The sequence below is a fragment of the Thauera sp. AutoDN2 genome, assembly GCF_051280715.1.
In the GTDB taxonomy this organism is placed as follows: Bacteria; Pseudomonadota; Gammaproteobacteria; order Burkholderiales; family Rhodocyclaceae; genus Thauera.
The window spans coordinates 33,906-52,720 of sequence record NZ_JBNCAR010000015.1; the positions used below are offsets into that span (position 1 = coordinate 33,906).

16 protein-coding genes and 1 tRNA gene are annotated in these 18,815 nt (G+C 67.9%); 12 read left to right on the top strand and 5 right to left on the bottom strand.

The window, feature by feature from the left end:
- Positions 1-41 precede the first annotated feature (41 nt).
- Positions 42-1,745: a SulP family inorganic anion transporter gene (locus tag ACPT9U_RS10070; RefSeq protein WP_435750813.1), complete on the bottom strand. Its 1,704-nt coding sequence runs from the start codon at positions 1,743-1,745 to the stop codon at positions 42-44.
- A 188-nt stretch (positions 1,746-1,933) separates the two neighbouring features.
- On the opposite strand from ACPT9U_RS10070, the gene ACPT9U_RS10075 reads away from it, so the two are divergent.
- The 9 genes from ACPT9U_RS10075 (at position 1,934) to ACPT9U_RS10115 (ending at position 11,189) form a co-directional block, all read left to right on the top strand.
- Entirely contained in the window at positions 1,934-2,815 is an 882-nt protein-coding gene (locus tag ACPT9U_RS10075) for a LysR substrate-binding domain-containing protein (RefSeq protein WP_435750815.1), read from the top strand.
- 138 nt (positions 2,816-2,953) lie between these two features.
- Positions 2,954-4,465, top strand: a complete 1,512-nt coding sequence (locus tag ACPT9U_RS10080; RefSeq protein ID WP_435750816.1) for an FAD-linked oxidase C-terminal domain-containing protein — start codon at positions 2,954-2,956, stop codon at positions 4,463-4,465.
- A gap of 14 nt (positions 4,466-4,479) precedes the next feature.
- A complete protein-coding gene (glcE, locus tag ACPT9U_RS10085) occupies positions 4,480-5,565 on the top strand; it encodes a glycolate oxidase subunit GlcE (RefSeq protein WP_435750817.1) in 1,086 nt (361 codons plus the stop codon).
- A 3-nt stretch (positions 5,566-5,568) separates the two neighbouring features.
- Positions 5,569-6,813, top strand: a complete 1,245-nt coding sequence (glcF, locus tag ACPT9U_RS10090) for a glycolate oxidase subunit GlcF (protein WP_435750818.1) — start codon at positions 5,569-5,571, stop codon at positions 6,811-6,813.
- A gap of 163 nt (positions 6,814-6,976) precedes the next feature.
- Positions 6,977-7,726 (top strand): PP2C family protein-serine/threonine phosphatase, encoded by a 750-nt coding sequence (locus ACPT9U_RS10095; RefSeq protein WP_435750819.1) that lies wholly within the window; start codon positions 6,977-6,979, stop codon positions 7,724-7,726.
- Between the two features lie 194 nt (positions 7,727-7,920).
- Positions 7,921-9,045 carry an NAD(P) transhydrogenase subunit alpha gene (locus ACPT9U_RS10100; protein ID WP_418363303.1) on the top strand — a complete coding sequence of 375 codons (1,125 nt, stop codon included), beginning with the start codon at positions 7,921-7,923 and terminating at the stop codon, positions 9,043-9,045.
- A 13-nt stretch (positions 9,046-9,058) separates the two neighbouring features.
- Positions 9,059-9,364: an NAD(P) transhydrogenase subunit alpha gene (locus ACPT9U_RS10105; RefSeq protein WP_004324745.1), complete on the top strand. Its 306-nt coding sequence runs from the start codon at positions 9,059-9,061 to the stop codon at positions 9,362-9,364.
- A complete protein-coding gene (locus ACPT9U_RS10110; protein ID WP_435750820.1) occupies positions 9,361-10,740 on the top strand; it encodes an NAD(P)(+) transhydrogenase (Re/Si-specific) subunit beta in 1,380 nt (459 codons plus the stop codon). The genes ACPT9U_RS10105 and ACPT9U_RS10110 overlap by 4 nt, the downstream gene beginning before the upstream one ends.
- Positions 10,741-10,838: 98 nt before the next feature.
- A complete protein-coding gene (locus ACPT9U_RS10115) occupies positions 10,839-11,189 on the top strand; it encodes a hypothetical protein (protein WP_435750821.1) in 351 nt (116 codons plus the stop codon).
- Here ACPT9U_RS10115 and ACPT9U_RS10120 read toward each other — a convergent pair.
- The 4 genes from ACPT9U_RS10120 to ACPT9U_RS10135 all read right to left on the bottom strand — a co-directional run bounded on the left by ACPT9U_RS10120 (position 11,183) and on the right by ACPT9U_RS10135 (position 15,909).
- Positions 11,183-12,526, bottom strand: coding sequence for an EAL domain-containing protein (locus tag ACPT9U_RS10120; RefSeq protein WP_435750822.1), 1,344 nt, complete (start codon positions 12,524-12,526; stop codon positions 11,183-11,185). The two genes, ACPT9U_RS10115 and ACPT9U_RS10120, sit on opposite strands and share 7 nt — an antisense overlap.
- Before the next feature lie 115 nt (positions 12,527-12,641).
- Positions 12,642-14,141, bottom strand: a complete 1,500-nt coding sequence (locus ACPT9U_RS10125; RefSeq protein WP_435750823.1) for a DEAD/DEAH box helicase — start codon at positions 14,139-14,141, stop codon at positions 12,642-12,644.
- Positions 14,142-14,282: 141 nt separating this feature from the next.
- Positions 14,283-15,377: a 23S rRNA (cytidine(2498)-2'-O)-methyltransferase RlmM gene (gene rlmM / locus ACPT9U_RS10130; protein WP_435750824.1), complete on the bottom strand. Its 1,095-nt coding sequence runs from the start codon at positions 15,375-15,377 to the stop codon at positions 14,283-14,285.
- A gap of 172 nt (positions 15,378-15,549) precedes the next feature.
- Positions 15,550-15,909 (bottom strand): hypothetical protein, encoded by a 360-nt coding sequence (locus ACPT9U_RS10135; protein ID WP_435750825.1) that lies wholly within the window; start codon positions 15,907-15,909, stop codon positions 15,550-15,552.
- A gap of 149 nt (positions 15,910-16,058) precedes the next feature.
- On the opposite strand from ACPT9U_RS10135, the gene ACPT9U_RS10140 reads away from it, so the two are divergent.
- From ACPT9U_RS10140 to ACPT9U_RS10150, 3 genes are all read left to right on the top strand, one after another.
- On the top strand, positions 16,059-17,312 hold the full coding sequence (locus tag ACPT9U_RS10140) for an extracellular solute-binding protein (RefSeq protein ID WP_435750826.1): 1,254 nt from the start codon (positions 16,059-16,061) through the stop codon (positions 17,310-17,312).
- Positions 17,313-17,424: 112 nt separating this feature from the next.
- A complete protein-coding gene (locus tag ACPT9U_RS10145; protein WP_435750827.1) occupies positions 17,425-18,393 on the top strand; it encodes a polyprenyl synthetase family protein in 969 nt (322 codons plus the stop codon).
- A 47-nt stretch (positions 18,394-18,440) separates the two neighbouring features.
- A tRNA-Pro gene (locus tag ACPT9U_RS10150) sits at positions 18,441-18,517 on the top strand.
- Positions 18,518-18,815 lie beyond the last annotated feature (298 nt).

Consider the following 18,815-nt stretch of genomic DNA (forward strand, 5'->3'; position numbering starts at 1 on the left):
GGGGCGGCGGAGAAAGTCAATGCCGATCAGCGGCTTGTGCGTTATTCCGCTTCTGCCTGACGCGGTGCGAGTTCGGGCAGCAGCGCGTCCAGCGCATGGTGTTCGGTGCGGTAACTCGCCTGCGCCTGGATGCGCGCCCAAACGCCGTCGCGCTCCATGGCGTCGATCACCTGCTTCTTCAGCCCGCAGAAGGCGATCTTCTGGCCCTGGGCGTTGAAGCGCTCGATCAGGCCGGCCAGGGTGTGCAGGCCGGTGGCGTCGATGTCGTTGATGCCGGCGCCCGACACCAGCACGATGCGGACGCTGTCCTGCGCGCGCGCGGCGCCGAGCATCGCATCCTCGAAGGTGGCGGCGGTGACGAAGCTGAGCGGACTGTCGAAGCGCAGGATCACCAGTTCGGGATGAGGGTGGGCGAGCCCGAAGCGCTCGCGGTCGCGGTAGGTGCCGTCCGCGTGCAGACCGAGCAGGGCGGCGCGTGGGCGCATGCCGCGATAGACCAACAGCCCGAGCGACAGCATGAGGCCGGTGAAGATGCCGTTCTGGATGTTGGGCGCGAAGGCCAGCGTGGCGGCGAAGGTGACGGCGGCGGCCGCGCCGTCATCCTTGCTTGCACGCCAGGCCCGCCGCAGCACCCCGGCGTCGAGCAGGCCGGCCACTGCCTGCAGGATGACTGCGGCGAGCACCGGCTTGGGCAGGTGCCACAGCAACGGGGTGAGGTACAGCAGCGCGAGCAGCACCAGGCCAGCCGTGATCAGCGAGGAAAGCCCCGTGCGGGCCTCATTCACATAATTGAGCGCGGAGCGTGAGAAGGATGCGCTGACGGGCATGCCGCCCGTGAAGGCGGCGGACATCTTCGCCAGCCCCTGGCCGATCAACTCCTGGTCCTGTTGCCAGGCCTGCCGGGTGCGCCCTGAAATCAGTTTGGCGCTGGAGGCCGCCTCCATGAAGCTGACCATCGCGATGACGAAGCCGGCTGGCAGGATCGCGATCACGAGGTCGAGGCGCATCGGCGGCAGGCTGAGTTCGGGTAGCCCACGCGGGATCTCGCCGACCACGGCCCCGCCGCTGGCGGCGAAACCGGTCCATGCCGACAGCACGGTGGCCGCGGCGACCACCAGTGGCACGCCAGGCAGGCGCGGCCACAGCCGCTTGAGTGCGACCAGCGCCGCCAGGCTGCCCAGGCCGAAGCCCAGGGACGGCAGGTGCGGCGCCGCGAGCCCGCCCAGGGCGTGTGCGAAATCCAGCACCAGGTGCTGCGAGTAGGGCATGGCCAGGCCGAGCAGAGGCGGAACCTGGGTGAGGCAGATGATCAGCGCCGCGGCGTTCACGAAGCCCATCAGCACCGGCACCGAGAGCAGGTTCAGCAGCCAGCCGAGGCGCATGAGCCCGAGCGCGAGCTGGATGAGTCCCGAGAGCAGTGCGAGCAGTAGCGCGAGCCCGAGCAGATCGCCCCCGGCAAGCCCGGACAGCGGCAGGATGCTGGCGGCGACCATGAGGCTGGTAAGGGCTACCGGGCCGGTGGAGAGCTGGCCGCAGGAGCCGAACAGCGCCGCGATCACCGCGGGGACGAGCGCCGCATACAGACCGATGTGCGGCGGCAGGCCGGCGAGTTTGGCGTAGGCCAGCGCCTGCGGAATCATCACCAGCGCCACCGTCACCCCCGCGATCAGGTCGCCACGCACGCCGGCGGCGCGCCATTGCGTGGGCCAGGACAGGAAGGGGAGCAGGCGCTGGAGTGTGGGCATCTGGGCGGATGTGGGCGATCACCCGGTTGCGGGCGAATTGTTCGCTGCGGCGTTGGCCGTGGGCAGGGGTGCCATGGTAACGAGAACGAGGGCACGATCAAACTGCGGATGCAGTGCCTGAGGTGCATTCACACCAAGGGCGCGCGCATAATGCGGCGGCGCTTCAGATGGTCCGGAGTCCCGTCCCGATGGCAACACGCCGCATCCCCCCGATACAGTGCCTGCTCACCTTCGAGGCGGTGGCGCGCTTGCGCAGCGCCAGCCGTGCAGCGGAGGAGCTGTGCGTGACGGTGAGTGCGGTCAGTCATCGGCTCCGCCAGCTTGAGACCCACCTCGGCGTGCGCCTGTTCAGCCGCGGCGATTTCACCCTCACCCACGAGGGCGAAACCTATCTGCAGCATGTGGACACCGCGCTCGCGGCGCTGCAGCAGATGCCGGGCGAGCGTGCGTCGGTCGGGCCGCGCCGCCTGCGGGTGGCGGTCACGCCTTCCTTCTGCCGCCAGTTCCTGATGCCCAAACTCGAACTGTTCCGTCGCAGTTATCCCGACATCGAGCTCACGCTGCACGTCTCGATTCCCTTGCGCGACGTCACCGCTGAAGCAGCCGACCTCGAGATCCGTTACGGTTTGGGGGGTTACACGGACGTGGAGCACCGGCTGATCCTGCGCGATGTGGTGACCCCGGCGTGCAGCCCCGCCTTCCTCGACGAGTTCGGCCCTTTCGACGGCTTCGAGCACGAAGCAGAGTGCGCCCGCGTACGGCTGATCCGCAGCCCGCTCGAACCGTGGGGGAACTGGTATGCGCATTGCGGGCTCGCGCTCACCGAGCCGCTGAATGGGGCGCAGTTCAACGACCTGGGGCTGGCCTACGACGCAGCGGCGAGCGGCTTCGGCGTGGTCCTGGTGCGGCACAAGCTGGGCGCAGCCTGGTTCGACAGTGGCAGGCTGCTCAATCTTTCGGAGCGCCCGATGCGTTCGCCCTTCGGTCACTACATCTGCTGGGCGCCGGGAGCACTCGAGCGCTGGGAGTGCGCCGCCTTCGTCGACTGGCTGCAGGGCGTGCTGCCCTGATACAAGGTCGGGCGTGGCGAAGTTTCTTCAACGCCCCGGCAAAAATGCATCAAGCCGTGGCGTTTGCCCGGCGCCTATACTTGCGCGACGTGGCGGGCGAAGGGATCCGCCGCAGGCCCAAGGCGAGGACCGGAGACGATGAATACCGAAGCTGAAGTGCTGGCGTTCGGCGAGACCGAGCGCGACTTTTCCAGCGTGGACAAGGCGCGCGTGATCGAGGCGCTCAGCCGCGTGCTGCCGCCCGGCACGCTGATGTACGACGCCGAGGACCTGCGCCCCTACGAGTGCGACGGTCTGGCAGCGTATCGAGCGTTGCCGCTGGTGGTGGCCTTGCCCACCACCGAAGCGCAGGTGGTCGCGGTGCTGCGCATCTGCTTCGAGCTGGGCGTGCCGGTGGTGGCGCGCGGCGCAGGCACCGGGCTGTCGGGCGGTGCGCTGCCCCATACCCGGGGTGTCCTGTTGTCGCTGGCACGCTTCAACCGCATCCTGAAGCTCGATCCGCTCGCCCGCACCGCCATCGTGCAGCCGGGCGTGCGCAACCTCGCCATCTCCGAGGCCGCCGCCCCGCACGGACTGTACTACGCGCCCGACCCTTCCTCTCAGATCGCCTGCTCGATCGGTGGCAACGTGGCCGAGAACGCTGGCGGCGTGCATTGCCTCAAGTACGGGCTCACGGTGCACAACCTCCTGCGCGTGCGCGGCGTGACCATCGAGGGCGAGATCGTCGAGATCGGCTCGGGGGCGCTCGATTCGCCCGGTTACGACCTGCTCGCGCTGGTGACCGGCTCGGAGGGCATGCTGCTGGTGCTTACCGAGGTCACGGTCAGGCTGGTGCCCAAGCCGCAGCTTGCGCAGTGCGTGCTCGCGGCCTTCGACGATGTCGTGCGTGCGGGCGATGCAGTGGCGAAGATCATCGCCGCCGGCATCATCCCCGCCGGGCTGGAGATGATGGACCAGCCTGCCACCGCGGCGGTGGAGGAGTTCGTGCGTGCCGGCTACCCGCTGGATGCCAAGGCGATCCTGCTGTGCGAGGCCGACGGCACGCCGGAGGAGGTCGCCGAGGAGATCGGCCGCGTGCGCGCGGTGCTGGAAGGTAGCGGCGCCACCGAGATCCGCGTCTCGCGTGACGAGGCCGAGCGGCTGCGCTTCTGGGCCGGCCGCAAGGCGGCGTTCCCTGCGGCGGGGCGCATTTCCCCCGACTACTACTGCATGGATGGCACCATCCCGCGCAAGCGCCTCGGTGAGATGCTGACCGCGATCCAGGAGATGGAGGGGCGCTACGGCCTGCGCTGCATGAACGTCTTCCACGCCGGGGATGGCAACCTGCACCCGCTGATCCTGTTCGACGCCAACCAGCCGGACGAACTGGAGCGCGCCGAAGCCTTCGGCGCCGAGATCCTCGAACTGTCGGTGGCGCTGGGCGGCACCATCACCGGCGAGCACGGCGTGGGGCTGGAGAAGATCAACCAGATGTGCGCGCAGTTCACCACTGCCGAGGTGCGCCAGTTCTTCCGCGTCAAGGCCGCGTTCGATCCGCCCGGGCTGCTCAACCCCGGCAAGGCGATCCCCACGCTCAACCGTTGCGCGGAGTACGGCCGCATGAAGGTGAGCAAGGGCCACGTGCCCTATCCGGACATCCCGCGCTTCTGAGCAGGAAGGACACGATGACGACGATCGAGAAGGAATGGGCCGAGCGCGTGCGTGCGGCGGCTGCGGCAAGAACCCCGCTCTGCCTGCGTGGCGGTGGGAGCAAGGATTTCCACGGCCGCACGCCGGTGGGCGAGCCGTTCGACCTGCGCGCCAATGCGGGCGTAGTGGCGCATGAGCCGACCGAACTGGTGGTGATCGTGCGGGGTGGGACACCCCTGGCCGAGCTCGAAGCGGCGTTGGCCGCGCGCGGGCAGTATCTGCCCTTCGAGCCGCCGCACTTCGGTGCCGGCGCGACGGTGGCGGGGTGCGTAGCGGCAGGTCTGTCCGGCCCGCGGCGCGCGAACATGGGTGCGGTGCGCGACTTCATGCTGGGCGTGAAGCTCATGGATGGCCGCGGCGAGGTCATGAAGTTCGGTGGCCAGGTCATGAAGAACGTGGCCGGCTACGACATTTCGCGTCTGGTTGCGGGCAGCCTGGGCACGCTCGGCATCCTGCTCGAGGTGTCGCTGAAGGTGCTGCCCCGTCCGGTGGCCGAGGCGACGCTGCGCTTCGAACTCGATGAGCCGACGGCGTTGCGCCGGGTGAACGAGTGGGGCGGCCAGCCATTGCCGGTGTCGGCCAGCCTGTGGCACGGGGGCGCGCTTCACCTGCGCCTGTCGGGGGCCGAGGCGGCCGTACGCGCGGCGATCGAGCGCTTGGGCGGCGAGCAACTCGCACCAACCGATGCCGCGGCGCTGTGGGATGGGGTGTGCGAGCACGCGGCGGCGCCCTTCGTGCTCGGCCCCGGCGAGGTGTTGTGGCGGGTGTCGCTGCCGAGCACGGCGCCGGCGCTGGCGCTGCCGGGCCGGCAGGTGGTGGAGTGGGGCGGCGCGCTGCGCTGGGTGGTGGCTGAAGGCGATGGGGCTTCGGCGCATGGTGCACGCATCCGGACACGTGCCGCGGAACTGGGCGGTCATGCGGCCGCCTTCCGCGGAGGCGATCGCGGCGGCGAGGTCTTTCAGCCGCTGTCCGCGCCGCTTGCAAGCATTCACCGCAGGCTCAAGCAGGCCTTCGACCCCGCGGGTATTTTCAACCCGGGCCGCCTTTATCCGGAGTTCTGATCCATGCAGACCCAACTCGCCGAATTCATCCGCGATACCCGGGAGGGGCGCGAAGCCGAAGAGATCCTGCGCAAGTGCGTGCATTGTGGCTTTTGTACCGCCACCTGTCCGACCTACCAGTTGCTGGGCGATGAGCTCGACGGCCCACGCGGGCGCATTTACCTGATCAAGCAGGTGCTCGAAGGTGCCGAGCCGACCGAGAAGACCCGCCTGCACCTCGACCGCTGCCTGACCTGCCGCGCCTGTGAAACGACCTGCCCGTCGGGGGTGCACTACAGCCGCCTGCTCGACATCGGCCGCCACGTCGTGGAGGCGCGCGTGCCGCGCAAGGGCGCGGACGCGCTCGTACGCCGTGCGCTGCGCACGCTGGTGCCGCGGCCCGGGCTGTTCGGGGCGGCGATGAAGGCCGGTCAGTCGGTGCGCGGCCTGCTGCCGAAGACGCTGCAGGCCAAGGTGCCCGAGGCGCGTGCGGCTGGAATGTGGCCGGCGCCGCGGCATGCGCGCCGGGTGATTGCGCTCGCGGGCTGCGTGCAGCCGTCGATGGCGCCTTCGATCAATGCGGCGGCGGCGCGCGTGCTCGATGCGGTGGGCATCTCCATGGTCGAGGCGGACGGTGCGGGCTGCTGCGGTGCGGTGCGTTTTCACCTCAACGACCAGGCGGGCGGCTGTGAGGACGCACGCCGCAACATCGACGCCTGGTGGCCCGCGATCGAGGCCAGCAGCGTCGAGGCGATCGTGATGACGGCGTCGGGCTGTGGCGTGCAGGTCAAGGACTACGGCCATATGCTGCAGCACGATCCGGCCTACGCAGAGAAGGCGAAGCGGGTGGCTGCGCTTACGCGCGACATCGGCGAGGTGGTGGCGGCCGAGGTGGTCAGCCTGGAGGCTGCGCTGGCAGCGCACGCCCAGCCGCGCCAGAAGTTGGCCTGGCATGCCCCCTGCACGCTGCAGCACGGACTGCGCATCCGCGGCACGGTGGAGGCCCTGCTCACGGTTGCAGGCTTCGACCTGACGCCGGTGCGCGACGCACACTTGTGTTGCGGTTCGGCGGGCACCTACTCGATGCTGCAGCCGGAGCTTTCGGGTCGCTTGCGTGCGAACAAGCTCGACTGCCTGCTCGAAGGCAAGGCGGGCAGCATCGCTTCGGCCAACATCGGTTGCATCACCCACTTGCAGGCGGGCACGCAGACGCCGGTGCGGCACTGGGTCGAGCTGCTCGATGCTCGCCTGCGCGGCATGCACGCGTAAGCCTTGCGAGGCGCCGAGCGGGGCAGGGTGTGACATTTGTCACAGCCCGCGCCGCTTGGCGTGTTTCCATTCCGGGGCTTGCGCTCCGGAGTGGGCAGCCGGTTGCTATCATCGGCCGATCCTGACCCTGCGGTGTGCATGCCGCCACCGAATTGACTCCCCCATGTCCTTTACCGCCGAAACCTGTGTTGCCATGCATATCGGCGACCGCAAGGAGCAGCAGGACCGCGTCGCACTGTTCGGCCATCCCAAGCGCTCCGGGCTGGTGATGGCCGTGCTCGCGGACGGCATGGGCGGGCACAGCGGCGGGGCGATGGCGGCCGAGCAGGTGCTGATCCGCGCCCGGCAGAATTTCGAAACCTACGCGCCCCTGCACGAGACGCCGCGAGAGCTGCTCGGCAGCGTGATCGACGAAGCCCATGTCGTCATCAAGCTGACGCGCTTCACCAGCGAGCAGGACCCGCACAGCACGGCGGTGGTGTTCCTGCTGCAGCAGGGCAAGGCCTACTGGGCGCATTGTGGCGACTCGCGCATGTATCACTTCCGCGGAGCGCAAACGGTGTCACGCACGCGAGACCACTCGCTGGTCGGCGAGCTCGTGCGCAAGGGCCGCATCAGTGAGGAGGAGGCGCAGAACCATCCGCAGCGCAACGTGCTGCTGTCCTGCCTGGGCAGTGAACGCGAGCCGCGCATCGAGTATGGCTGCGAGGAGTCGCCCGTAGCGGGGGACTGCTTCCTGCTGTGCTCGGATGGGCTGTGGGGGCACTTCTCCGATTCCGAACTGGCGGCCACGCTGCAGGCGCTGCCGCCGCGCAGCGCCGCAGAGCGCCTGATCGCGACTGCCCGTGAGCGCTCGGGTGGGACCGGCGACAACATCTCGCTCGCGGTCATCAAGCTCGTACCCCCCGCCTGACGCCAGGCCGATGGCCCGCCCGCGGCGGCGTGTGGCTGGTGCGCGGCTTGCGCCCTCCCCGAATGACGGTAATATCGGTCCTGTGTCGGCCCCGATGCGCTTTGCGCGGGGCAGGGGGATCAGAACAAATCAAGATGCGGCCGACGCATTCGACTCAGTTCCGTCTTTAAAGCCCTATTGGAAGGAGTACGCCCATGCCTCTGGTCATCGGAGTGCCAACGGAGACACGCTCCGGCGAACGACGCCTGTCGGTCGTTCCGGATGTAGTCAAGAAGTACCTGGGACTTGGCGCCCGGGTTGTCATGCAGAAGGAGGCGGGCAAGGCGGCCCACTTCCGGGATGCGGATTTTGCGGACGTGACGTTCGTCGACAGCGCGGCGGAGGTGGCCGCTGCGGCCGACGTGCTGTTCTGTGTGCAGGCGCCCGACGCGCAGGTGCTCGCAGCGCTGAAGCCGGGCAGCGTGCTGTGCGGAATGCTGCAGCCGTGGGCGAGCGCCGAGCGCGTGCAGCAGCTGGTCGACGGCCAGATCACCGCATTCGCGCTGGAGCTGCTGCCGCGCATCTCGCGTGCGCAGAGCATGGACATCCTGTCCAGCCAGGGCGCGGTTGCCGGCTACGAGTGCGCGCTGATCGCAGCCGACCACTCGCCCAAGTTCTTCCCCATGCTGACCTACGCGGCCGGCTCCATCCGCCCGGCCAAGGTGCTGGTGATCGGCGCCGGGGTGGCCGGGCTGCAGGCCATTGCCACCGCGCGCCGCATCGGCGCCATGGTCGAGGCCTACGACGTGCGTCCCGAGACGCGCGAGCAGATCGAATCGCTCGGGGCCAAGTTCGTCGATACCGGGGTGTCGGCGGCGGGCAGTGGTGGCTACGCACGCGAGCTCACCGAGGAAGAGAAGGCCAAGCAGGCAGAGCGCCTGGCCAAGGCGGTGGCGCAGTGCGATGCGCTGATCACCACCGCGGCCATCCCGGGCAGGCAGGCGCCGAAGATCATCACCGCCGACATGATCGCGCGCATGAAGCCGGGCGCGGTGGTCGTGGACATGGCCGCCGAGACCGGGGGCAACGTCGAGGGCACGGTCGCGGGCGAGAAGGTGTGGATCAACGACGTGCTCGTGATCGGCCCGACCAACATCGCCAGCCGCATGCCGGTGCATGCCTCGGAGATGATCGCCAAGAATCTGTTCAACTTCATCTCGCCCTTCATCCAGGACGGTGCGCTCGCGCTCGACTGGGAGGACGAGGTCATGGCCGGAAGCTGCCTGACGCACGCGGGCGAGCTTCGCCACGCCGGCGTCAAGCAGGCGCTCGGACTGTAAGGAGGATCGCGTCATGGATGGTTTTACCGCGCTGTACATTTTTGCGCTGGCCGCGTTCACCGGTTACGAGGTGATCTCGCGCGTGCCGGTGATCCTGCACACCCCGCTGATGTCGGGTTCGAACTTCGTGCATGGTGTGGTGCTGATCGGCGCCATGGTGGCGCTCGGCCATGCCGACCCGGAGAGTCCGCTGCAGTTGCTGATCGGCTTTTTCGCGGTGTTCCTCGGTGCGGCCAACGCGGCCGGTGGCTACATCGTCACCGAGCGCATGCTGGGCATGTTCAAGGCCGGTGGCCGCAAGCAGGGGGGTGAGCAATGAGCGGGAACTGGTTCGTGAGCATGGCGTACTTCATCGCCGCCGTTGTGTTCATCTTCGGCCTGAAGGCCATGGCCTCGCCGGTGACGGCCCGCAAGGGGGTGGTCTGGGCGGGGTACGCGATGATCGGCGCCACGGTGGCGACCTTCTTCATGCCCGACCTGCACAACGTCGGCCTGATGGTGCTGGCGATCGTGCTCGGGGGCGGTGCCGCCTGGTACAGCGGCAAGGTGGTCAAGATGACCGACATGCCGCAGATGGTCGCGATCTACAACGGCATGGGCGGTGGTGCCGCGGCGGGCATTGCGGCGATCGAGCTGGTGCGCGGAGTGCCGCACGACAGCGTCACCTCCACGCTGCTCGCGTTGGGTGCGGTGATCGGTGCGGTGGCGTTCTCGGGCTCGTGCGTGGCGTTTGCCAAGCTGCAGGGGCTGATGAACAAGGCGATCCGTCTGCCGGGGCAGAACAACATCAACTTCCTGCTCTCGGTCATCACTATCGGCATCGGCCTCACGGTGGCGTACTCGGCACATCCGGGCGGCTTCGAGATCTTCCTGTTCTTTGCGCTCGCGCTCGCGCTCGGCGTGGTGCTGGTGATGCCGATCGGCGGCGCCGACATGCCGGTGGTGATCTCGCTGCTGAACGCCTTCACGGGCCTGGCGGTGGGCTTCAAGGGCTTCGTGATCGGGAATCCGGCGCTGATTGTGGCGGGCATCGTGGTGGGCGCCTCGGGCATGCTGCTCACCCAGCTCATGGCCAAGGCGATGAACCGCCCGATCAGGAACATCATCTTCGCCCCCATCACGGGTGCCGCGGCCGAAGGTGGCGAGACGGTCGAGGGCACGATGCGCGAGCTCTCGGCGATGGATGCGGCGGCGCTGATGCGCTACGGGCAGAAGGTCATCATCGTGCCGGGCTACGGCATGGCGGTGGCCGGTGCCCAGCACAAGGTGTGGGAGATGGCGCAGTTGCTCGAAGAGGGCGGTGTCGAGGTGAGCTTCGCGATCCACCCGGTCGCGGGCCGCATGCCGGGCCACATGAACGTGCTGCTGGCCGAAGCGGGCGTGCCCTACGACAAGATCTTCGACCTCGACGAGATCAACAACGACTTCGCGCAGGCCGACGTGGCCCTGGTGATCGGCGCCAACGACGTGGTGAACCCGGTCGCGCGCACCGACAAGTCGAGCCCGATCTACGGCATGCCGATCCTCAATGCGGACATGGCGCAGAACGTCATCGTGGTCAAGCGCGGCAAGGGGGCGGGCTACTCGGGCATCGAGAATGCGCTGTTCTACAAGGACAACTGCCGCATGCTCTACGGCAGCGCGCAGGAAGCGATCGGCGAGGTCATCCAGCACGTGAAGTCGATGGAAGCATGATTTCCTCCCCGCTGCCGGCCGCTGGGCCGGCAGATTCGACTCAAGTCGGAACCGCATCGGGCCGTGAACGGAAGCAGTCTGTTTCCGGGAGCGGTCCGATGCGTTTTGTGCGCGCACTGTCTGGCGTGGTGCTGGCATTCACGCTCGCCATGGCGGAGGCTCAGATGCCGCAGGTCGTGCCGGACGCTGCGCCTGCACAGCCGGCGGGCGTGGACGCAGCACCGGCTCCGGGTGCCAGGACGGTGCCGGAGTGGCGCAGGACCGATGGCTATCCCTTCCCGGCGCGTGCAGACGTCACGCGACGCCTGCAGTTCGTGGCGCAGGCGATGCAGCTGCGCGAGTATTGCGCGGACGCCACGGTGGCCAATGATTTCGTGCGTGCGCAGTTGCAGCGCTTCAGCAGCATGACCGGGCGTGAAGAGAATTGCCGGACCCTGCTCGACTACTGAGCGTGCCGTCCGCCGGGGAGCGCGAAGTACCGGGCATCGACCGGCGGCCCGAACAGCGGGCCCTGCTGCAGATGACAGCCAAGCGCCACGAGGAAGGCCTGCTGCCCCGGATCCTCCACGCCGCGTGCATGCACCTCGAGGCCGAGGGCGCCCGCCATTGCGCCGATCGCCTCGACCGTCGCCTCGCTGTCCTCATCCTTGCCGACGCCACGAATGATCCCGGGGTCCAGCTTTAGCGCGTGCACCGCCGAGCGGCGCAGCCGGGGAACGGAGGACAGCCCAGCGCCGAAGCCGTCGATCGCCAGGCGAACGCCGATGGATCGTAGTTCGCGCAGGGTTTCCGAGATGCGTGGGTTGTCCAGCTCGAGCACCTGTTCGGGGAGGTCGAGCTCCAGCAGGCGGGGTGCGAGGCCGGATGCCTGCAGGGTCGTGCGCACCTCTTCGGTGAGGCCGGGCGCCAGCAGGCGCTCGATGGAGAGATTCACCGTCACCCGGATACCGGTACTGCTGGCAGGCCAGCGATGTGCGGCCTGGCATGCGCTCGACAGCGCCCAGGTGTCCAGCGCGATGCGCAGGTCGGGGTTGCCGATGGTGTCGTCGAAACGCTGGAAGGGCAGCAGCCCGCGTTCGGGATGCTGCCAGCGCAGCAGGGCTTCGCCGCCGAAGAGCTTCCCTGTGCGCGCATCGACCAGGGGCTGGAACTGCAGCACCAGCTCATCGTGCGCGAGTGCCTCCGTGAGGCCCTTTTCCAGCCATTCGAGGTCGAACCCGGCGTCCAGCGGATTCAGATAGGCGCCGCTGCGTGCACCGCCAACACGGCGCGCATGCACCAGCGTGCTGCGCGCCTGGCGCATGCGCTGATCGAGTTCCTGCGGGCTGTGCGAGGCCTCAGGCGCCGCGTGCGCGTGCGGCGCGGCGAGGACGATCGCATGCAGCCCGGGGCGCAGTCTGGGGGCGGCAATGAAGTTCAGCGCGTGCGCTTGCCCATCCGGGCGGGCGAAGGCGAGCGTGCCGCGCCGCTCGCCCTCGATCAGGAGTCGCCGCCGTGCCTCGAGAAACGCCGCTTCGGAGGGGAACAGCGCAGCGAGCGGGCGGGCGACGACCTCGCGGTAGTCACGCCCGAGCAGGCGGCAGGCGGCGCTGTTGGCGTCGAGCACGAGATCGTCGCCGGTGATCAGGAGGCCTTCGTCGATCAGCTCGAGCAACGCGAGATATACGCCGGCCTCTGCGCCCTCGGAGAGGTCCGGTAGAAAGGGTTCGATGCTCGCGCCGGGCACATCCTGCGCGGGCAGGGCAGCGGGTGCAAGCGGGTTGGGGCGGCGTCCGGGGAGGGTCACGGCTGGGCTGGGCAATGAAGTCGAGAGGCCGGCCGTGGTTCGGCCGGTGCGCGGTAAGGGAAGCTTAATCCTGTGCGCTCCGTGCCCGTGGGCGGAATAGGCGGCGTGCTGCCGCCTATTTCCGGCCCAGACCGCCGAGCAGGACCGCGATCGGGCGCTGCCCGCGGCGGGCGGGTTCGGGCTGTGCGCCCGCGGCCAGGCCCGCCATGCCGGCCTCGGCGGAAACAGCGACTGGTGGCTGGGCCGGTTCGTAGGGTTTGCTGAAGTCGAACCCGTCTGCGGCCACGTGGCCACGGCCGCCGCGGCGCTGTCGTGCGCGCGCCTCGCCGGAGGCGCCGTCCTGCCGGCCTTTGCCCTCGCTGACCGGCGCCGTTCTCGTCGCGCGCGGGGACCTCTCGGGGGCTGCAGTGTCCTGGTCGACGCCGGAACGGCGGTGGCGGCCGGTGCGGCTGCCGGCCTCGAAGAACTCGGGCTCCGGATCGAAGCCGGGGACGGGCTCCTGCGGGATCTCGAGCTTGATCAGCTTCTGGATGTCCGCGAGGCGGTGCTTTTCCTCCGCGCACACAAGCGAGATCGCGTTGCCCTGGTGGCCGGCGCGGCCGGTGCGGCCGATGCGGTGTACGTAGTCTTCTGCCGTATGCGGGAGTTCGAAGTTGATGACGTAGGGCAGCTCATCGATATCGATGCCGCGTGCCGCCACGTCGGTCGCGACCAGCACGCGCAGCTTGCCGCTCTTGAAGGCTTCGAGCGTCTCGGTGCGCTGCTGCTGGCCCTTGTCGCCATGGATGGCATCGGCGGAGACGCCGTGGCGCTCGAGAAAGTGCGCGAGGCGGCCGCAGGCGAGCTTGGTGTCGACGAACACCAGCGCCTGAGTGTCGGGCTTGTGGCGCAGCAGGTGGGCGAGCAGGTTGCGCTTCATGCCCGAGGACACCGGATGCACGACGTGGGTGATCGTTTCCGACACCATGTTGCGGCGCGCGACCTCGATCAGCTGCGGGTTCTTCAGCATCTGGTCGGCGAGCTTCTTGATCTCGTCCGAGAAGGTGGCCGAGAACAGCAGGCTCTGGCGGTTGGCGGGCAGCAGGGCGAGGATGCGCTTGATGTCGGGGATGAAGCCCATGTCCAGCATGCGATCGGCTTCGTCCAGGACCAGCACTTCGACCTGGGACAGGTTGATGGACTTCTGTTCGACGTGGTCGAGCAGCCGTCCCGGGGTGGCGATGACGACCTCGATGCCGCGGCGCAGCTCTGCTTGCTGGGGGCGGATGTCAACGCCGCCATAGACGCACACCGAGCGCAGTGGCAGGTGCTTGCTGTAGGTCTTGACCGACTCGTATACCTGCATCGCAAGTTCGCGCGTGGGGGCGAGGATCAGCGCGCGGGTCTGGTGCCGGGCAGGAGAGGTGCTGGTGCTGGCGTGGCGCGCGATGCGATGCAGCAGCGGCAGCGTGAAGCCGGCCGTCTTGCCGGTGCCGGTCTGAGCGCCGCCCATGACGTCGTGGCCGGCGATGACGGTGGGGATGGCCTGGCGCTGGATCGGCGTGGGCTCGGTGTAGCCAGCGTCCGTGACGGCCTGAAGCAGTTCGGGAATGAGGCCGAGATCGGCAAAGCTCATGGGTACCTTCGGGGCGTGGGCGATCGCAAATGCTTCGCCGTTGTGATAAAGCGCGGATTATACACGCGGCAAAAAACCTTTACCCGCCAAGGGGTTTGCCAGTTTCCCGGAAGAGGCGGGCCGGGGCGGGTGAGCTCGCGCTCAGCGCTTGAGGGTGAGGAAGGCGGTGACTTCCTCGCGGTCGTGGTACAGGTGCTTGATGCGCAGGTCGAAGGGGCCGACGCTGGCGAGGCGCTTGCGGATCAACTCGCGGCACTGTTCGACCGCCTCGAGCCGGCGCTTCATCGGTAGCTTGAGGTTGAAAATCGTGTAGCGGCAGCGGCCGGTGGCGACCCATTCGGCCATCAGCGAGGCGATGCGCGAGGGTTGCTCGACCATGTCGCATACCATCCAGTCCACCGGGCGCGGCGGGCGCCAGGTGAAGCCGTCGGCGCGCAGGTGCTCGACCATCTCGGTGGCCATGACGGCGTCGCGCAGCGGGCCGTTGTCGATCGCGGTCACGCGCAGCCCGCGATGCACCAGCTGCCAGGTCCAGCCGCCGGGCGCTGCGCCCAGGTCTACCGCGCGCTGGCCGGCGCGCAGGATGCTGTCGCGTTCGCTGTCGTCGAGCAGGGTCATGAAGGCCTCGGCGAGCTTCATCGTCGATCGGCTCGGTGCGTTCGACGGCATGCGCAGGCGCGGCACGCCCATCGCCCACGTCGAGCACTGCCCCGGCTGGCCGGCGGCCAGCCATGCGGTGGTGGCGCTGGTGAACATCACATGCAGCACGGGCAGGCCAGTGCGGCTGGTGCGCAGGCAGCCCGATTTCTCCAGCGCCTGCGTGAGCGGTTCGGTGAAGCGCTTGCAGAAGCCGGAGCGCTGCTTGGCTTCGTCGGTGTCGGGGGTGTCCAGCACGACGCCGGAGAAGCGCTGGCCACTTGCCTTGACCGCCGCGATGATCGGCGTGGCGCGGTCGCGTTCGGGCAGGTCGTCGATGCGTGCGAACCAGGGGAGGAGTTGGCGCGCGAATACCGAGCGACGCCAGTCCGTGGCGGTGCCGAAATCTCCCAGCGGGGTGGGCTCGAAGGTATCGAACACTGCGTAGGCGGCATCGGGATCGGCGCGGACGTATCCGATCAGGCCCGCTTCGGCAGCGAGATCGTCGAGCTCGCCGGCGAGCTCCTTCTCGAAGCCGGCGCGGCAATAGCCGATGAGGCCGGCGCATTGCAGGCCGGAGGCGGGGGTGTGCTGGTTCATGATGGGGGCGCCTGAACGCGGCGGACTGATTGGATGTGGCCGGCCTTGCCGGAGTGCCAGGCTGGCAGTTCCGGATGATAAGCCGCCGCGGGCGCGATGGCGAGGATAGGGGCGTGCGGGATACGGGCGCGCAGGATGCGGGCGGACATCCCGCAGGGGTGCGTCGGCTGGCTCAGCCGGCGTCCGAGGGCGGAGGCGTCTTCACGGGCGTGCCGTCCGGGAGCAGGCGTGAGGGCACGACCTCGAGCTTGTGCTCCATCATGTAGTCGTTCATGTCGCGCCATCCGGCGAAGATCGCGGCCTTGTCGGCGCTGCCGTTGAGCGCATAGCAGTCTTCCAGGGACCGTCCTGCGTGCCTGCATGCGCTGCCGATGGCGCGGCCCTCGGCTTCGGCACGGGCTGCGTCCCGCGACGGATTGGGCAGTTCGAGCAATTCGGCGACCTGATCGCAACCCGACAGCAGAGGCAGCAGGGCGAACAGGAGGACGCGCAGGAAGGCGGGAGCGGGGGGGCGCGAAGTAGAGCGGCGCATGGCGGGCAGGTTCGGAGACGGAGTCTTGATCTTATCGACGCGTGAGGCTGGATTCTGAAGCACTTTTACAATTCGTGGTGTAGCGGAGAACTATAATTCGGCGCGTTACCGGGCCGTCGGCCCGGCGCTTGTGCAGGCCAGTCAAACTCATGCTCAACCTCCGTATCAGGGGTGTATTCGCGGGGCTCGCGGCGGGGCTCGCGGTCATCGCACCCCAGGCTGCTACCGCGGCGCCGCAGCAGATCGAACTCTTCCACCGTTTGCCCACTTCCAAGGCCGCGGCGCTCGAGGCGCTTGTCGAGCGCTTCAATGCGCAGGCCAAGGGATATCGGGTGGTGGTCCGTTCCGGGGAATGGAAATCCAGCGCGGCGCACATGCTGATCCTCGAGGGTGACGACGAGGAGTCGTTCGTTGCGGGCAAGCCCCGCTTCAAACCGCTGCACGAACTGATGAAGCAGAATGGCCGGGCACTGCAGACCCTGCGCCCGCCGGCGATGATGACGCGCACGCCGGTCGACGCGAAGGGGCGGTTGCTCGCCCTGCCAATCGGTCTGTCTACGCCCGTGCTGTATCTGAACCGTGATGCGTTGCGTCGCGCCGGCATGAACCCGGAGACCACCCGCATCGACACCTGGCAGGCGTTGCAGGACACGCTCGGTCGCCTGGCCGACACCGGCCATGCCTGCCCTTACACGGTGGCCGAGCCCGGGCGGGTGATGGTCGAGAATCTCAGCGCCTGGCACAACGAGCCGGTGGCGATGCAGCAGGGCAAGCAGGTCGTGCCACGCTTCAACGGGATGTTCCAGGTCAAGCACGTGGCGATGATGGCGAGTTGGACGCGTGCGCGCTATCTCCATATGTTCGACCAGCAGGCGGAAGCCGAGCGCCGCTTTGGGGAGGGCGAATGCGCGGTGATCGCGGCGCCGTCCGCGAGCTGGGTTGATTTTCGCCGTACCGGCAAGGTCGACGTCGGGGTGGCCCGACTGCCCTACCATGACGACTTCCCTGGCGCGCCGCAGAATACCGTGGCAGACGGCCCGGCATTGTGGGTGTCGGCCGGGAAGAAGGCTGCCGAGTACAAGGCGGTGGCGAGCTTCGTCAGCTTCTGGCTCGAGCCTGCCAATCAGGTCGCCTGGCAGCGCGGCACCGGGTATCTGCCGCTGAATCGTGCCGGGCTGCTCGCATCGCGCAGCGAACTGCTTGGAGACGACCTCGAGAATGTGCAGGTCGCGGTCGACCAGCTCGGTAACAAGCCCCCGACACCACAGTCTTCGGCGCAACCGGTGGTAGAGCGGCAGAAGGTCCGCCGCATCCTGGACGAGGAACTGGCCGGCGTGTGGGCCGATGAGAAGGCAGCCAAGGAGGCGCTGGACAATGCCGTCACGCGCGCGTTGAAGGAGTAGTCGCACGGCTGCGCATCCTCCACGAGTGCGGGTACTGGCAAGGCTGCGGCCGGCTTGACGCCGGGCGCGGCCGCCCCATACCATCGCCGCTTTTCCAGCGAGCGTCACCGCCTTGTCAGTCAAGCAGCTTTTCGCGCCGATCGCCGCCGACATGCAGGCGGTGGATGCGGTCATCCGCCTTCGGCTGCATTCGGACGTGGCGCTGATCCGCACGGTCGCCGAGTACATCGTGCAAAGCGGCGGCAAGCGACTCCGCCCCGCGCTCGTGCTCTACACCGCGGGCGCGCTGGGCTACCGGGGTACGCATCATCACGAGCTTGCTGCGGTGGTGGAGTTCATCCATACCGCGACGCTGCTGCACGACGACGTGGTCGACGAATCCGATCTGCGCCGCGGCAATCCGACGGCCAACGCCCGTTTCAGCAACGCCGCCGCGGTATTCGTCGGCGATTTCCTGTACTCGCGTGCATTCCAGATGATGGTCCGTGTAGACAGCATGCGCGTCATGCGCGTGCTCGCCGAGGCTACCAACGTGATCGCCGAAGGCGAAGTGCTGCAGATGCTCAACTGCCACAATGCCGACGTGCGGATCGACGACTACCTGCGCGTCATTCGCTACAAGACGGCGAAGCTCTTCGAGGCCGCGGCTCGTCTGGGCGGCATCGTGGGCGGTGCGGATGAGGCGCTCGAAGCGCGCCTGGCGGCTTTCGGCATGCATCTTGGCACAGCCTTCCAACTCATCGACGACGTGCTCGACTACTCGGCCGACGAGGCCGACACCGGAAAGCACCTGGGTGACGACCTCGCCGAGGGCAAGCCGACGCTGCCGCTGATCCACGTCATGCAGCACGGCTCTCCTGCGCAGTCTGCGCTGGTGCGCAGCGCCATCGAAAATGGCGGGCGCGAGGACTTCGCTGCGGTCCTCGCCGCCATCCAGGACACCGGAGCCCTGGACGAGACGCGCCGCTACGCCGAGGCCGAGGCTGCGCTCGCAATCGAAGCGATATCGGGGCTTCCCCCTTCCAATTTCAAGGATGCATTGCTACAATTATCGGACTTTGCAGTTCGGCGAAATCACTGATATAGTTCAGGGCTTCGCAGGGCAGCAAGGCCTGCAACAAAAAGTGTCGGGGAATAGCTCAGCCTGGTAGAGCACTGCGTTCGGGACGCAGGGGCCGGAGGTTCGAATCCTCTTTCCCCGACCATAAATTCCCGTGAAAAAACCGCCACTTAGGCGGTTTTTTTATGTCAACCGTTAGCAACGGTTTTCCGATGTTTTCAGGTGTTCACTCCGTCAACACTCCGTCAACGATTCGATGGCGCGGGTTTGATGGGGGTAGGGTGGGCTCCACTGCCTGACATCTGTTGCCACGTTCAGTCCAAGCGACTCCTCCCTCTTTGGTGAATCGAAGAAAGTCGTCCCTCTCATGCAGATCTAGCCGGTTTCTTCCTTCTACTAGAACGGAAGAAAAATCATACGCTTGCGTTTGACAACGGCTGCTA

Excerpts from the sequence above, each read along its gene's own strand:
- ACPT9U_RS10100 (WP_418363303.1), top strand. The coding sequence starts at position 7,921 with ATGCCTCTGGTCATCGGAGTGCCAACGGAGACACGCTCCGGCGAACGA.
- ACPT9U_RS10125 (WP_435750823.1), bottom strand. The coding sequence starts at position 14,141 with ATGAGCTTTGCCGATCTCGGCCTCATTCCCGAACTGCTTCAGGCCGTC.
- ACPT9U_RS10140 (WP_435750826.1), top strand. The coding sequence starts at position 16,059 with ATGCTCAACCTCCGTATCAGGGGTGTATTCGCGGGGCTCGCGGCGGGG.
- ACPT9U_RS10115 (WP_435750821.1), top strand. The coding sequence starts at position 10,839 with ATGCGTTTTGTGCGCGCACTGTCTGGCGTGGTGCTGGCATTCACGCTC.
- ACPT9U_RS10110 (WP_435750820.1), top strand. The coding sequence starts at position 9,361 with ATGAGCGGGAACTGGTTCGTGAGCATGGCGTACTTCATCGCCGCCGTT.
- ACPT9U_RS10105 (WP_004324745.1), top strand. The coding sequence starts at position 9,059 with ATGGATGGTTTTACCGCGCTGTACATTTTTGCGCTGGCCGCGTTCACC.
- ACPT9U_RS10135 (WP_435750825.1), bottom strand. The coding sequence starts at position 15,909 with ATGCGCCGCTCTACTTCGCGCCCCCCCGCTCCCGCCTTCCTGCGCGTC.
- glcF (WP_435750818.1), top strand. The coding sequence starts at position 5,569 with ATGCAGACCCAACTCGCCGAATTCATCCGCGATACCCGGGAGGGGCGC.
- ACPT9U_RS10080 (WP_435750816.1), top strand. The coding sequence starts at position 2,954 with ATGAATACCGAAGCTGAAGTGCTGGCGTTCGGCGAGACCGAGCGCGAC.
- rlmM (WP_435750824.1), bottom strand. The coding sequence starts at position 15,377 with ATGAACCAGCACACCCCCGCCTCCGGCCTGCAATGCGCCGGCCTCATC.
- glcE (WP_435750817.1), top strand. The coding sequence starts at position 4,480 with ATGACGACGATCGAGAAGGAATGGGCCGAGCGCGTGCGTGCGGCGGCT.
- ACPT9U_RS10070 (WP_435750813.1), bottom strand. The coding sequence starts at position 1,745 with ATGCCCACACTCCAGCGCCTGCTCCCCTTCCTGTCCTGGCCCACGCAA.
- ACPT9U_RS10095 (WP_435750819.1), top strand. The coding sequence starts at position 6,977 with ATGTCCTTTACCGCCGAAACCTGTGTTGCCATGCATATCGGCGACCGC.
- ACPT9U_RS10075 (WP_435750815.1), top strand. The coding sequence starts at position 1,934 with ATGGCAACACGCCGCATCCCCCCGATACAGTGCCTGCTCACCTTCGAG.